13 protein-coding genes are annotated in these 13632 nt (G+C 63.0%); 10 read left to right on the top strand and 3 right to left on the bottom strand.

The genetic code is table 11. The annotated features are described in order from the left end of the window. Positions 1 to 7: 7 nt before the first annotated feature. Together V3330_RS02575 and V3330_RS02570 are read left to right on the top strand one after the other, a co-directional pair. A complete protein-coding gene (locus tag V3330_RS02575) occupies positions 8 to 1018 on the top strand; it encodes an LLM class flavin-dependent oxidoreductase (protein ID WP_354693818.1) in 1011 nt (336 codons plus the stop codon). A 195-nt stretch (positions 1019 to 1213) separates the two neighbouring features. Continuing rightward, positions 1214 to 2278, top strand: coding sequence for a hypothetical protein (locus tag V3330_RS02570; RefSeq protein WP_354693817.1), 1065 nt, complete (start codon positions 1214 to 1216; stop codon positions 2276 to 2278). A 19-nt stretch (positions 2279 to 2297) separates the two neighbouring features. Here V3330_RS02570 and V3330_RS02565 read toward each other — a convergent pair whose 3' ends face one another. Continuing rightward, positions 2298 to 2756 carry a YybH family protein gene (locus V3330_RS02565; RefSeq protein ID WP_354693816.1) on the bottom strand — a complete coding sequence of 153 codons (459 nt, stop codon included), beginning with the start codon at positions 2754 to 2756 and terminating at the stop codon, positions 2298 to 2300. Between the two features lie 283 nt (positions 2757 to 3039). On the opposite strand from V3330_RS02565, the gene V3330_RS02560 reads away from it, so the two are divergent. The 5 genes from V3330_RS02560 to V3330_RS02540 all read left to right on the top strand — a co-directional run bounded on the left by V3330_RS02560 (position 3040) and on the right by V3330_RS02540 (position 7773). Then, positions 3040 to 4101, top strand: coding sequence for an NAD(P)H-dependent amine dehydrogenase family protein (locus tag V3330_RS02560; protein WP_354693815.1), 1062 nt, complete (start codon positions 3040 to 3042; stop codon positions 4099 to 4101). Positions 4102 to 4280: 179 nt separating this feature from the next. After that, positions 4281 to 4499 (top strand): hypothetical protein, encoded by a 219-nt coding sequence (locus V3330_RS02555; protein ID WP_354693814.1) that lies wholly within the window; start codon positions 4281 to 4283, stop codon positions 4497 to 4499. A gap of 250 nt (positions 4500 to 4749) precedes the next feature. Further along, positions 4750 to 5013, top strand: coding sequence for a hypothetical protein (locus V3330_RS02550; protein ID WP_354693813.1), 264 nt, complete (start codon positions 4750 to 4752; stop codon positions 5011 to 5013). After that, entirely contained in the window at positions 5006 to 6583 is a 1578-nt protein-coding gene (locus tag V3330_RS02545; RefSeq protein WP_354693812.1) for a carboxylesterase family protein, read from the top strand. Before V3330_RS02550 ends, V3330_RS02545 begins: the two co-directional genes overlap by 8 nt. A 161-nt stretch (positions 6584 to 6744) precedes the next feature. Continuing rightward, positions 6745 to 7773 (top strand): PfkB family carbohydrate kinase, encoded by a 1029-nt coding sequence (locus V3330_RS02540; RefSeq protein WP_354693811.1) that lies wholly within the window; start codon positions 6745 to 6747, stop codon positions 7771 to 7773. A gap of 75 nt (positions 7774 to 7848) precedes the next feature. On the opposite strand, the gene V3330_RS02535 is transcribed toward V3330_RS02540, so the two are convergent. Beyond that, the gene (locus V3330_RS02535) at positions 7849 to 10044 is read right to left on the bottom strand and encodes a M3 family metallopeptidase (protein WP_354693810.1); all 2196 of its coding nucleotides are present in this window, start codon (positions 10042 to 10044) and stop codon (positions 7849 to 7851) included. Between the two features lie 234 nt (positions 10045 to 10278). Between V3330_RS02535 and V3330_RS02530 the strand changes: the two genes are divergently transcribed. Together V3330_RS02530 and V3330_RS02525 are read left to right on the top strand one after the other, a co-directional pair. Continuing rightward, the gene (locus tag V3330_RS02530) at positions 10279 to 10773 is read left to right on the top strand and encodes a YybH family protein (RefSeq protein ID WP_354693809.1); all 495 of its coding nucleotides are present in this window, start codon (positions 10279 to 10281) and stop codon (positions 10771 to 10773) included. 50 nt (positions 10774 to 10823) lie between these two features. Further along, positions 10824 to 11783 (top strand): YihY/virulence factor BrkB family protein, encoded by a 960-nt coding sequence (locus V3330_RS02525; protein WP_354693808.1) that lies wholly within the window; start codon positions 10824 to 10826, stop codon positions 11781 to 11783. An 89-nt stretch (positions 11784 to 11872) separates the two neighbouring features. Here the strand turns inward: V3330_RS02525 and V3330_RS02520 are convergent, their stop codons facing one another. Then, the gene (locus V3330_RS02520) at positions 11873 to 12196 is read right to left on the bottom strand and encodes a DUF4156 domain-containing protein (RefSeq protein WP_354693807.1); all 324 of its coding nucleotides are present in this window, start codon (positions 12194 to 12196) and stop codon (positions 11873 to 11875) included. 160 nt (positions 12197 to 12356) lie between these two features. On the opposite strand from V3330_RS02520, the gene V3330_RS02515 reads away from it, so the two are divergent. Then, a complete protein-coding gene (locus tag V3330_RS02515; protein WP_354693806.1) occupies positions 12357 to 13553 on the top strand; it encodes an MFS transporter in 1197 nt (398 codons plus the stop codon). Positions 13554 to 13632: the final 79 nt, after the last annotated feature.

Here is a 13632-nt window from a genome sequence, read left to right as displayed (position 1 = left end):
GTATTGAGTGTCCACCAAATTCAGTATCGACCTGAACGGCAATTACCCGGCAGGTGAGTACGTGCGACTGGCGCGGTTGGCCGAAGACCTCGGCTTTGACGAGGTCCACGTGGTCGATGATCTCGGTTTCCGGCCGGCCTGGCCCTTGCTGGCCCTGATCGCCGCGAATACCCGGCGCATCGGGATCGGACCCTGGCTGGTGAGCCCGCGGATCGTCCATCCGGCGTACCACGCGGCCAACCTCGCGGAAATCGATGAACTCAGCGATGGCCGGGCGGTATTCTGCATCGGCCGCGGCGGATTCATGGGCGCGCTGGGGCTCGACGAGCCCGACAAACCCCTGACCATGCTGCGTGAGTCGGTGGGGTTGATTCGCCGCCTGCTGGCCGGTGATCTCGATGCGTTCGAGGGTTCCGTGTTTCAGGCGCAGGAAGGATTGGGCCTGCATTTCGAGCCACGGCGTTCACGGGTTCCGCTCCTGGTCGGAACCTGGGGTCCGCAGACGGCGAAGATGGCGGGCGAAGTTGCCGATGGCTTTCTGGCCAGTTGCCTGACGGATCGCGAGTATTACCGTATGCTGGTGGAAAGCTTCGAAGCGGGCGCGGCGAAAGCCGGGCGGGATGGAACTTCCCTGGAAAAAGCCGTCAGCCCGTTGTGCTGCATTTCCCACGACCGCGAGTTGGCTTTCGAACTCATGCGCCGGAAACTGCCGGCCATGCTGCAGCACCTGTACCCGCTGACGGCACGGGCCGGCATCGATCCCGCCGACGTTCCGCGCGAGGCCTACAACGTCAAGGCGCTGGACCGGAGTCGGCCGGTGCCCGAACACGGTCTGGCGCTGACGGAAGACCAGGTCCGGTTTTTCTCCACGGTCGGCACGCCAGCGGATGTCATTCCCCAGGTCGAGGGCTTGATCGAAGCCGGAGCGACCCACATCGCCTTCAGCGGTCTGCTCGGCCCCGTTCCCGACGAGGCCATTCGATTGCTGGCAAGCGAGGTGGTGCCACGTTTCCGATAATGTTTGCCAGGGGACGCCCCCGTGACGCATTGTGTACTTCCGTGAATTCCAAAGCCGGAGTCAGTACCCGCGTCAATGCTGTGACAATGCCCGGGCAGCCGGATCGGATCATGGCATGGGTCTGCAAATGCCGGCCGCAAGGCCTGCCAGGCAGCATTGGCACGAAACTTATCACCGAGTGCCGGGGTCATTAACATGAGCCTCACACGAAACAAGGGCATGGCGCAGACCGCTAAAATCAAATCCGTTGCAGGAATCGTGGCCGCGGTTCTGGTCGTGGGGCTGATGGCGGCGTGGCTCATGTCGCGTGAAGAGTCTTCCGGGGTTGATGGTTTCGGTCAGGTGTCCGGGGTCGACGAAAGTTCGAGTCCGGACGATCTGGCCGCAGAGCCGGATGCCGCGGTGCCGCTCGAGGCCGATGAGTTGCGGTCGACGATTCTGGCGCGGGAGGCCGGGGATAGCCGCGCCGGGCAGACTATGCGCCGGGCGGCTCCGGTGGAAGTGACCATTCCGCGTGATGTCGTCATGGCCGACTACAAACGCGATCTGTGGACGGACATTCAGGCCAGCCCGCCCGACCTCGAAGCGCTGGATGACGTGCTTATCGACGCGGAAATGGCCTATCGGCTGTACATGTACTACGGCAACTGTTCCGTGTTACCGCGCACGGACACGCAGGCCGACCGGCGGCTGCAGCAAATCGAAGACCGTGTGGAACGGGCCCGGGGCCGCTTTCTCGAACGCCTGGAAGGGCGTGCCGATCAGATTCTCGACGACTATGAACTGTGCAGCCTCATCCCGCCCGACGAGGATGCCCGGTTGGAGGCGGTGGCGTGGCTATCCGAGGCGGTTCGCCTGGGGCACGAGGTCGCCGAAGTGCAGTTCTACGAAAAGGCCATGGGTTTCATTCTTCGCTCTGACCGCAATACGAATACCCCGCCGCTGGCCCTGCTGCAGCCCGGCGTGGTGATGGAATTCAAGGACACCGCCCGCTTCGCCTTCGCGCGCGCCATGGAGCGGGGGCATCCCGAGGCTTTTCTGGCGATGTCGCGCGCGGTGCTCGAAGGACTGATCTACCCGCGCGATCCGGTGCTGGCCTATGCTTACGCCGTCAAAGCGGAGATGGAAGCCGCCACCAATCGCACCATCGCCAGCAATGCCAGTTACTGGCGCGAGGCGGCGGGTCAATTCCTGGACCAGGATCAAATCGCCGAAGCCAGGCAACTGGCGCTGGAAATGCACTCTACCCTGGACGATTGAGTGCGGGCGTCAGGTTCGCCTACTCCGCGCCGGGCAGTGGTCGGTTGGAATTCCAGATATCGCAGTGGATCAGCCAGCTGCCATCGACCTTGCGGTTGACGTTCATCCATTTGCCGCTGTCGAGCACGGTGCCGTCAGCACTCATGATCGAATAGGTGCCGGTTGCATAACCGTTGCCGTCGAAGGTTTCGGTGTTGGTCAGGTCCAGTTTCACTTTGGGCGCTGCATTCCTGGAGCCCTCGAGTTGCGCCAGAATGGCTTCGCTACCGTGCGCGGTTTCGGCATTCGGCGGCATTCTGCAGCCGTCGGCGGTGTACAGGGCCTGGACTGCCGCCAGCTCTCCGGAATTGTAGTTGGCCTCCCACGCCTGGACCATTGCCTCCATGGGGGACTCGCCCGATGTCGCCAGGGGTGAGACGGCAAGAAAGGCGATCAGTACGAAACATCGGCTGCAACGCCGCAGTGTGGATGGTGTCATTGGGAACTCCTCTGTCGAATGGGTGCGCGTCTCGTGGTTCACGCGCCGGACGGGCAACGAAACTGCATCCTCATGATTCAGCTTAGCAGAGAGCGTTGGATTTGCTTCGGTTTCGCGGGCAGTACGCCGCTGCTTGCTTGATCATCGTCATATGTGAAGGCCACGACCTGCCGGGCACATGTCCTGCTCTCCATTTTCTGGTGTGTACCGTTCCGGTTTGATAGTCTTGTTACGCAAGTTACTAATACGCCGACAGCCGTCGGCGCCGAACCGGAGAAGTTGCATGTCGTACCGCGTTATCCAATGGGCCACCGGTGGAATGGGCCGCAATTGCCTGCGTGCCGTGATCGATCACCCCGCCATGGAGCTGGCGGGAGTGTACGTTTACAGCGACGGCAAGGCCGGCAGGGATGCCGGTGATCTCGCCCGGCGCGCGGAAACCGGGGTCATCGCCACGAACGATATCGATGCGATCCTGGACATCGATGCCGATGTGGTGATTCATGCGGGTCGCATCGTGCCGCCTTACGGTTCTCACGATGATGACCTGATTCGGATTTTGTCCTCCGGCAAGAACGTCATCAGCATCAACGGCTACTCCCATCCCGCCCATTGGGGCGGTGAGCGCCTGGCGGCTCTGGAAACCGCCGGCCGGCAGGGCAACGCGACCCTGACGGCGGCCGGCCTGAACCCGGGTTTCGCCGGCGAGCAACTCGCCGTGGTGGCTTCCGGCGTTTGTACCGCGATCGACAATCTCGAAGTGGTGGAGAGCGTCAGTGCCGTTGCCGTGCGGCATCCGGACTATGTGTTCAAGGCGCTGGGGTTTGGCGCCGATCCGGACGAGGTGGACCCGAACGATCCCGCGTGGGGGCCGGCGGCTTCGCTCAACGGCATGTATGAAGAAGTGCTGGCCGCGATCGCCGAACACCTGGACATGAAGCTTGAAGGAGTGATCACCGAACACCAGGTATTTCCCGCCACCGAAGATCTCGAGGTCGCCGCGGGCCTGATCCCGGCCGGCACCATCAGCCATTTCCGGTGGCGCTGGCATGGCATCGTGGGGGGGCAGCGGCGCCTGACGATGACCATCCACTGGTACATGCAAACGGCCCACCTCGACGAGACCGAACCGCCGCTGTGGACCATTCGGATACAGGGGCAGCCCGGCATCACGATGCAGGTTGAAGTCGAAAAGCGCGCGGGCGACACAACCCCGACCTCGGCCGAGCAGATCGCGGTCGCGGGCTCGGTGATCAACACCATCCCGGTGGTGTGCGCCGCGCCCGCCGGCGTGATGCTGCGCCCGCTCGCGACCCCGTACTCCGGCCGGCTGCACGCAGGCTGACCCGGTCGGCGGGTACGCTGCGCGCAAGCTGACCGGAACCGCGGAGAAGCTGACCGGAACCGCCGCCTCGAACAAGCGCACCGTCATCCTGAAACAGCGCGCCGTCATCCCGGACTTGATCCGGGATCCACCCGGCCCAGTGAAACGGATCCCGGCTTTCGCCGGGATGACGGGGTGGGATGCCTGGCGCGGAGCAGCGCACCGTCATCCCGAAACAGCACACCGTCACCCTGAAACAGCGCACCGTCGTCCTGAAACAGCACACCGTCCACCTAAAACAGCACACCGTCATCCCGGACTTGATCCGGGATCCACCTGGCCTGGTGGAATGGATCCCGGCTTTCGCCGGGATGACGGGGCCGGGATGCCTGGCGCGGAGCAGCGCACCGTCATCCTGAAACAGCGCACCGTCATCCCGAAACAGCATGCCGTCATCCCGAAACAGCATGCCGTCATCCCGGACTTGATCCGGGATCCACCCGGCCTGGTGGAATGGATCCCGGCTTTCGCCGGGATGACGGGGCGGGATGCCTCGCGCGGAGCAGCACACCGTCATCCTGAAACAGCACACCGTCATCCCGGACTTGATCCGGGATCCACTCGGCCTGGTGGAATGGATCCCGGCTTTCGCCGGGATGACGGGGTGGGATGCCTGGCGCGGAGCAGCGCACCGTCATCCTGAAACAGCACACCGTCATCCCGAAACAGCACGCGGTCATCCCGGACTTGATCCGGGATCCACTCGGCCTGGTGGAACGGATCCCGGCTTTCTCCGGGATGGCTGAAAACAGCAACAGGAAAGATACAATGGCTGTGTTGAATTCATCGCCGACTTTTTATTTGCAGGAGCAAGCGCCAAACCTTTATGCCTCGGTGCGTTTGCTCCAGTCATATCGGAGAACCCATGGGTAAGATCAGCCGTCGACACTTCCTGCAGGGTTCGGCTGCGGGCACCGCCGCAGCGTTAGTTGGTGGCTGCTTCGCAATCCGTGGAGCAAGCGAGGCCGACACACTCATCGCCGAAACGCATCAAGGGCCGGTCCTCGGCGTCGCGCTGGGTGACAGCGTGCGTTTTCTCGGCATTCCATTTGCGGCCGCCCCAACGGGGCCGTTGCGGTTTCGTGCGCCAGAGCCGGCCAAACGGCGCGATTTTGTGTTTTCTGCGACTTCGTTCGCTCCTGCTCCGATCCAGAATCCGCCTCGCGAAGGGCTATACGGCCCTGGCGCGTTGCCACTTTCCGAAGATTGCCTCTCGCTGAATATCTGGCGGCCATATGGGGCTGGGCCCCATCCGGTCTATGTCTGGATTCATGGCGGCGGCAATGTGGCCGGATCGAGTCGGATGCCCGTGTTTGACGGTGCGAGATTCGCGCGACACGGCATTGTTTGCGTGACTTTGACATACCGCGTCGGGGCGTTCGGATTTCTCGATGTCAGCTCTATTCTGGGGTCTGACTACGCTGGAAGCGGCAACAACGGCATGCTGGATATCCTTGCGGCTCTGGAATGGGTGCGCGATAACATCGCTGCGTTTGGCGGCGACCCGCAAGCGGTCACGGTCGGCGGACAAAGCGCGGGTGCGAAAAACGTTTGCACCTTGCTGGGTATGCCTGCTGCCAGAGGGCTTTTCAGGTCGGCCATCGCCCAAAGTGGTGGTGCGGAGACCCTGAATTCTGCCGCGGCTGCAGCCCATATGGCGGAGTTGTTTGCCCACGAAGTCGAGGGCAATGCGACGGCGATTGAAAAAATGTCTGCACAACACTTGCTGTTGATTCAGAACCGGGTCGCGGCAAAATGGCCGCGAAAATATCCGTTTCGGCCCGTCATTGACGGAATCCATCTGCCCAAACTACCTCTTTCTTCCTTGCAAGCGGGCGAGGGTCACAGAGTGCCGTTGTTGATTGGGACCACGCGTGATGAGGTCGCATTTTTCGGACCGAATGACACGCGTGACGGCGCTGTCGTTCAGAGTGACCTGGCCAATATTTCCCTGTCGGATTTTGCGCCGGTTTACGCCCGGTATCCCTCGATCATGCCCGAATCCGATGCGATCGATCGTCGCTATGCGGCACTGACCGCGGAAGAATACGGTATTCCGACCATTCATGCCGCCGATGCTCATGGCAGCCATGCACCGACGTGGCGCTATCGTCTGGACATGCCGCGAAATACTGATCCGAATGCGGGATATGCGGTGCATGGTTCAGAACTACCGCTGGTGTGGGATAAACAGGACGATCCGGGTTCTGCCGTCCTCGGACCGGAAGGACCAGAAGCGGAAGCGCTCGCCGCCCGCATGCACGCCCACTGGGTCTCCTTCATCCGCAATGGAGCGCCAGACCTGTCGATTGATCCCGGGTGGGGCAGGTATGAAGACAAAGCGCGCAGGACGATGCTTTTCGACAGGGACAGTCGAGTCGCAAGCGATCCCGGTCGGGCAGAACGCAAGCTGTGGGAAATGGCGAACTTCGATTTCAGCTAGTGGTTCCCGGAAATTCAGAGGTCAGAGTCGAGCGGACGGCGTTGCGCGCCCCGACCGCGCATCGCATTGCATTGGGCCACGAAAGGTGTTCGTATTGCGTCCCGGGCCGCCACCGGTGAGGTGGACAGGCCGGGGGCCATCATTTTTCAGCGAGGTATGACATGCAGGGTTTTGTGACATTTGGGGAGATCATGTTGCGGTTGAAGACGCCGGGGCACGAGCGTTTTTTCCAGTCGCCGTCGTTCGAGGCGACGTTTGGCGGGGGCGAAGCGAATGTCGCGGTGGCGCTGGCGAACTACGGTCTGAATGCCCGGTTTGTTTCGGCACTGCCCGACAATGCAATCGGCGATTCGGCATTGCGGGAGCTGCGTGGCTTCGGGGTCGATACCCATCACGTGCGGCGGTCTGGCGATCGGGTCGGTATTTATTACCTGGAAAGCGGGGCCAATCAGCGCCCGTCGAAAGTGATCTACGACCGGGCCGGCTCGGCGATCGCCGAGTGCCGGCCCGGCGATTTTGACTGGGCACGGGTGTTTGAAGGCGCGAAATGGTTCCACATTACCGGCATCACCCCGGCGCTGAGTCAGCCCGTGGCCGATCTCAGCCTGGAGTCGGTCAAGGCCGCACGTGAACTGGGTGTGACGGTTTCCTGTGATTTCAATTTCCGCGGCAAGTTGTGGAAGTACGGAAAATCGGCGCCGGAAGTGATGCGCGAATTGGTCCGCTACGTGGACGTGGGCATCGCGAACGAAGAGGACTGCCAAAAATCGCTGGGGATTACCGCGGACGTGCAGGTCGAGAGCGGTGACCTGGATACCGCCACGTACGAGGCGCTCAGTCAGCGGGTTCTCGAAGAATTTCCGGACATGAAGGCGATCGCCATTACCCTGCGCGAATCGCACAGCGCGGATGTCAACGGCTGGTCCGCCTGCCTGCGTGACCGCCAGGGATTCCACCTGTCGCGGCAATACCAGATGACGGACATTGTCGATCGGGTGGGCGGTGGTGACAGTTTCGCCTCCGCGCTGATTTACGCCTTGAATGCCTACGAAGACCGGCAGCAGGCCCTGGAATTCGCCGTGGCCGCGAGTTGCCTGAAGCATTCGATCCTGGGCGACTTCAACCGCGTCAGCGTGGCCGAAGTCGAGCAGTTGATGGGTGGCGATGCCTCTGGGCGGGTTCAGCGCTAGCGGTTCGAGCCCGCTCATGCATTCCGCCCCATTGCCCAACGGAAGGGCGGCTTCGATCGCACCTGGCTTGCGCGCTCAATCAGGTTTGGCCAGCCCCTTGCTGCGCAGCAGCGCCTCGACGCGGGCGTCGCGGCCGCGGAACGCGCGGTAGGCTTCGGCCGGGTCGATCGCGTTGCGCGGCGCGAACAGGTATTCAACCAGCCGCTCCGCCATTTCGGCATCGTAAAAGCCACCCGGCGCTTCGGCAAAAGCTTCGGCGGCGTCAGCGGTCAGCACCTCGGCCCAGGTGTAGCCGTAGTAGCCGGCGGCATAGCTCTCGCCGGAGAAGATATGTCCGAACTGACTGGTGCGGTGGCGCATCACCAGTTCGTCGGGCATGCCCAGTTCGGCCAGCATTTCACGTTCAAACGCCTGCGGGTCGAGGCCTGCGGGATCGGTGGTGTGCAGCTTCATGTCGATCAGCGCCGAGGCCAGGGCCTCGGTGGTCTTGAAACCCTGGTTGAACGTGGCCGCGCGCCGAATCCGCGCCACCAGTTCGTCCGGGATGGGTTCGCCGGTCTCGTGGTGCACGAGGTAGCCGTCGATCACGCGGTCGGTGGCCAGCCAGTTTTCCAGCAACTGGGACTGGAACTCGGTGTAATCGCGCAAGCCCTGGTTCAAGGTGGGGTAGGCCACGTTGGAAGACAGGTAATGCAGGGCGTGGCCGAACTCGTGGAAAAAGGTTTCGGCATCATCCCAGGAAATCAGCACGGGCTCGCCGGGCGGGCCGGAGCTGAAGTTGGAATTGTTCGAGACCAGTGGGGTGATTTCGCCGTTGATGTTTTCGTGACTGCGGTAGGCCGTGGCCCAGGCGCCGGATCGTTTGCCGGTGCGGGCGAAGGGGTCGAGATACCACAGGCCGATGTGTGCGCCGCTGTCGCGGTCGGTGACTTCCCAAACCGCGACATCGGGATGGAATACCGGAACCGTGCCCTGCGGCAACGGCGAGAAGCGGAAGCCGAACAGTTCACCGGCCACCATGAACATGGCTTCGCGCAGTTTGTCGAGCTGCAGGTATTGTTTGACTTCGTTTGAATCCAGGTCGTATTTCGCCTGACGGACTTTCTCCGCGTAATAGCGGTAGTCCCAGGGCTCGATGGTGATGTCCGCGCCCTCGCTGTCGGCGATCGCTTGCATGTCGGCGACCTCCTCGTGCACCCGCGCGACCGCGGCCGGCCACACGGCTTCCAGCAACGTCATGACCGCTTGCGGGGTTTTCGCCATGCGGTTCTGTACCTGCCATTGGGCGAAATTGTCGTAGCCCAGCAGTTCGGCGCGCTCATCGCGCAGCTGCAGAATCTCGCGGATGAGGGCGTTGGTGTCGTTGGCGTCGCCATTGTTGCCGCGGCTGTAGTAATTGCGCCACACCTGTTCGCGCAGCGCGCGCTCATCGGAAAAGGTAAGGAAGGGGTCCATGGACGATCGCGTGTTGGTGATGGCCCACTGGTCCGGCTTGCCGCGGTCGGCCGCGGCCTGTGCGGCGGCCGCGATCACCGAGTCCGGCAGACCACCCAACTGTTCTCCGCTCAGCCACGTCACGTAGCTTTCCTCGTCGGCCAGCAGGCGATTGGCGAATTCGGTCTGCAACTCGGCCAGGCGGGCGTTGATGGCCGCGTGGCGATTCCGGTCTTCGCCCTGCAGGGTTGCGCCATTGCTGGCGAAATCATCGTAAACCTGCCAGGTCAGGCGCTGCTGGTCGGGCCTCAGATCGGCGTATTCCTCGCCTTCGTACACCGCGCGGACCCGCTGGAACAGCGCGTCGTTCAGGCGGACTTGCGAGTAGTAATCAGCCAGGCGGGGTGCCAGTTCCTGCTGGATGGCGCGAAACTCGGGCGAGGAAAGATTGCTGCGCCACACGCCGTACAGGGCCAACACGCGATTGAGCGGATCACGGGCGGATTCCATCGCGACCAGGGTGTTTTCGAACGTCGGAGGCTCCGGCTGCGCGGCGATGGCATCGAGTGCGGCCAGACTCTGCGCCATGGCGGCTTCCATGGCCGGCTCCAGGTCGGCGAGCTTCATCTCATCGAACGGCGGCACGCCGTCGTAAGGGCCGGTCCATTCGGCCAGCAGCGGATTCACCGGTGTGTTCGGATCAGGCGCGGCCGTGGGCGATTGATGAGTGGTCTCCGGCACTTGGGAATCCGCGGTACGGTCGGGCGTGGAAGAATCACAGGCGGTGAGCAGGGCCGGGGCGATCGCGGCGGCCAGAATCCATTTCATGAACGGCATAGTTGCAAGCACTCCCTGGTGAAAGGGTGGTGAGTGAATTCGAAACGAGACAGTTTAGTGCAGCGGCGACCGGGTTTCGAACCGCGATCGCGTCGTAGCCCGGGGACTCGATGCCGGCGTGTGAGCCGTGAGTCCGAGAGGTCCCGCAATGACCGGTTCAGCCGGGCGGCGGGCCGATGCGCCGGGCTTGTCGTCTATACTTTCGAGTTCCTGTCCGCCATTCGAGTTCCCATCATGCGATACACCCCAGCGAAGATATTCTGCCTGCTGCTCGCCAGTGCGTGCATTCCAAACGTCTTTGCGGACCAGAATGCGGTACAGGCCGAACTCGACGCGTTCTGGTCGGAAGTGGCGCGGACCGTGCGGGAAGGCGATTTCGATGCCTATCGGCGGACCTATCACCCGGACGCGGTCCTGGTGTCGGGTCCGAACGGGGCCAGTGAGCCGATCACCGACTCCTTCGTCCGATGGGAGAGCGGCTTCGCCGAGACGCGGGAGCAGGGAATGAAAGTGGATCTCGATTTCCGCTTCGTCGCGCGCCTCAACAGCCCGACAACCGCACACGAAACCGGCCTGTTCCGCTACGCGGCAACGGATCGGGACGGAAACAAGGAAATCACTTTTTTCCACTTTCAGGCCCTGCTGATCAAGCGGAAGAATTGGAAAACAATGATGGAATACCAGGTCGGGCTGGCCACCGAGGCGGAATGGAATGCAGCGGGCGAATAATGTGGGTTCTGCCGAAGCCCCGGACTGCTTCCTGAGCGACGGCCGGGCCCGTGCCGTTCTCTGACTGGCTGGATCGGCTGAAGGCGCTGCCCGAGCGGCTGCCGCGCCCGGTCAGATACTGGCTGGACGTGGTGGTGGCCGCCGCCCGCAACTGGTCGGACAGCCAGGCATTCATCTATTCCGCGGCGCTGGCGTTCTTCACGGTGTTCTCCATCGCACCGGTGATGATCGTGGTCGTGGCTCTGGTGGGGTTGGTGCTGGGGCAGGAGGCCGCCAGCGGTGAATTGATGGAGCAGTTGCAGCAGGCGCTCGGCAGTGATGCGGCGGAGGTGGTGCAGACCGCGGTGCTGAATTCGCGCATCGAACAAAGCGGTATCTGGCCGACCCTGGTGGGTGTGACTGCAATCGCGCTCGGTGCGACGACCGTGTTCGCGCAGATGCAGAAATCGCTGAACCGCATCTGGGACGTCGTGCCGCGGCCTTCGCGCAGCAGTGCATGGCGACTGATCAAGGCCCGCTTGCTGTCATTGACCGTGGTGCTCGCGATTGGATTCGTGCTGCTGGTCTCACTGCTGCTCAGTGTCTTGCTGCGCACGATCATGACCTTTGCCGATCAATGGCTGCCGATGCCCGGATGGATCATGGTGGGGGCCGAGCTGATGTTGTCCCTGGTGGTCGTCACCGGGCTGTTCGCGGCCATTTTCAAGATTCTTCCCGATGTGGTGGTGCGTTGGCGCGATGTTCTGTCCGGCGCGCTGGTGACGGCGCTACTGTTCACCGTCGGGCGGTCCCTGATCGCACTGTATCTGGCCAAAACCGCGACCGCATCCACTTACGGTGCGGCGGGATCGCTGGTACTGCTGCTGCTCTGGGTCAATTATTCGGCCCTGATCCTGCTGTTTGGCGCGGCCATTACCCGCGCCGTCGTTGAGAAGGCGGGGAAACCCGTCAGGCCGCGCAGTATTGCCGTTCGCGTCCGTCGCGAGACCGTGGAAGAGGTGGATGAGTAACCGGCTCCAGGAACGCCGTGGCCGGTTCCGTGTGATTGATTTTCCACGCGGCCTCGCCGGGCAGATGCAGGCCGCGCAGGGGGCGGACTTCAGGGTGTGCAGCGGTAGACGCTGAACAGTTGCCGGCCATCCTTGACACCCGACTCGGCAACCACCGTGTCACCGCCCATCAGGGCGGCTTCATTGCGGGCCAGGGCTTCGAGTTCGCCGGCCACCTTGGACGGCTTGCGCTCGAAGCCGGCGATGCGGCTCTTGAGCACCGAGGCGACTTCGCCCTTGCGTTCGCAATTCTGAACCTCGGCTTTCTGTGCGACCCGGACCTTCGCGCCTTCGGGTGTCGGCTCCACCCAGGTGCAGGCATGGGCGGCGGCGGCCAGTGTGGCGAGCATGAAAATTCTGCGTGTCGAAATCATCCGTTTTTTCCTTCTCAATCGGGGCCTGTTGGTCCGGGTCGGCGAGCTTGTATGATAGCGCTTCCCGACCCGTGTGCCGGTCGATGACCGACAATTATCCGACCTTGAAAATTCCAAGCCTCCGGCGTTCCGCAAGGCGATCGTCTGATTTCCTCGAAACATGAATAAACCTCACAGCGATACCCGGCTTCAGCGCTGGGCGGTGGTGGCCGGCATCGTGCTGCTCGGCTTCAACCTGCGGCCGGTCGCGGTCAGCGTGGGGCCGTTGCTGGCGGAAGTGGAGCAGGGCCTGGGCATGGGGGAAGTCGCCACCGCGCTGCTGACCTCGCTGCCGGTGCTCGCCTTCGCTTTTTTCGGCGCGCTGGCGCCCGCTGCGGCCGGCCGTGCCGGGCTTCACCGGCTGACGTTTCTGGCGCTGCTGGCGGTTGTCGGCGGACTGTTGGGCCGTTCGGCGACATCCTCGGTGCCGCTGTTCCTGCTGTTGTCGATGGTGGCCCTGGCCGGGATGGCGGCCGCGAACGTGTTGCTGCCTTCGCTGGTGAAACTGCATTTCCCCAACCGGATCGGACTGCTGACCGCGCTCTATACGGCGGCGCTCTCGGTTGGCATCACGGTGTCATCGGTGTTCACGGTGCCGCTTGCCGTACAGTTCGGCAGTTGGCGAGGTGGCCTGGCGTTCTGGGCGGTCGCCGCCGCCGTCGCGGCGGTACCCTGGGTTCTGCTGCTGCGGCATGACGCGGCGCTGCGCACCCGGCGGCGTTCGATTTCGTTGTGGCAGGTGGCCCGAACGCGGCTCGGGTGGACCATGGCCCTGTTTTTCGGCTTGCAGGCGGCACAGGCCTACACGGTGTTCGGCTGGTTCGCCCAGGTCTATCGCGATGCCGGTTTTTCGCCCGCCCATGCCGGAATGATGCTTGGGCTCGTCACCGGCGTCAGCATACCGCTGTCGTTGTGGGCGCCGAATGCCGTCGCGCGAACGTCAAACCAGACCCGGCTGATGCTGGGTCTCATCACCTGTTATCCGCTGGGCTATCTGGGTCTCGCCGTCGCGCCGGTGTCGGGCGCGTGGTTGTGGGCCTTGCTGGTGGGAGTCGGAATGAGCATTTTTCCGGTGGTGCTGACCCTGATCGCGCTGCGCAGCCGCACGGCGGACGGCACGGCAGCGCTGTCCGGGTTTGCCCAGAGTGTGGGCTACGGTCTGTCCGCGATCGGTCCATTCGGCATTGGCCTGATCTACCACGCAACCGAGGGGTGGGTCTGGCCCATGCTGGCCCTTTCGGTGGTGGGCGTGGCGACGGCGGTGCTGGCGGTATCCGCCGGACGTTCGCAGTACATCGAGGATCAGATCGGGTCATGAGGGAAGGTCGAGGCTGACACGTATCTGGTTTTTACCGAGGTGCCCAAACGGGATGAAACCAAATGGGAACTCTCACGGT

Origin of the sequence: Elongatibacter sediminis (assembly GCF_037892215.1) — a bacterium.
Taxonomy (GTDB): domain Bacteria; phylum Pseudomonadota; class Gammaproteobacteria; order Xanthomonadales; family SZUA-36; genus Elongatibacter; species Elongatibacter sediminis.
Note: the sequence above shows the minus strand (reverse complement) of the source record. Positions and strands in the feature narration are given on the sequence as shown.

Bases quoted from the DNA above. Each gene is read 5' to 3' on its own strand.
- V3330_RS02570 (WP_354693817.1), top strand. From the start codon at position 1,214: ATGAGCCTCACACGAAACAAGGGCATGGCGCAGACCGCTAAAATCAAA.
- V3330_RS02565 (WP_354693816.1), bottom strand. From the start codon at position 2,756: ATGACACCATCCACACTGCGGCGTTGCAGCCGATGTTTCGTACTGATC.
- V3330_RS02560 (WP_354693815.1), top strand. From the start codon at position 3,040: ATGTCGTACCGCGTTATCCAATGGGCCACCGGTGGAATGGGCCGCAAT.
- V3330_RS02555 (WP_354693814.1), top strand. From the start codon at position 4,281: ATGCCTGGCGCGGAGCAGCGCACCGTCATCCCGAAACAGCACACCGTC.
- V3330_RS02550 (WP_354693813.1), top strand. From the start codon at position 4,750: ATGCCTGGCGCGGAGCAGCGCACCGTCATCCTGAAACAGCACACCGTC.
- V3330_RS02545 (WP_354693812.1), top strand. From the start codon at position 5,006: ATGGGTAAGATCAGCCGTCGACACTTCCTGCAGGGTTCGGCTGCGGGC.
- V3330_RS02540 (WP_354693811.1), top strand. From the start codon at position 6,745: ATGCAGGGTTTTGTGACATTTGGGGAGATCATGTTGCGGTTGAAGACG.
- V3330_RS02535 (WP_354693810.1), bottom strand. From the start codon at position 10,044: ATGCCGTTCATGAAATGGATTCTGGCCGCCGCGATCGCCCCGGCCCTG.
- V3330_RS02530 (WP_354693809.1), top strand. From the start codon at position 10,279: ATGCGATACACCCCAGCGAAGATATTCTGCCTGCTGCTCGCCAGTGCG.
- V3330_RS02520 (WP_354693807.1), bottom strand. From the start codon at position 12,196: ATGATTTCGACACGCAGAATTTTCATGCTCGCCACACTGGCCGCCGCC.
- V3330_RS02515 (WP_354693806.1), top strand. From the start codon at position 12,357: ATGAATAAACCTCACAGCGATACCCGGCTTCAGCGCTGGGCGGTGGTG.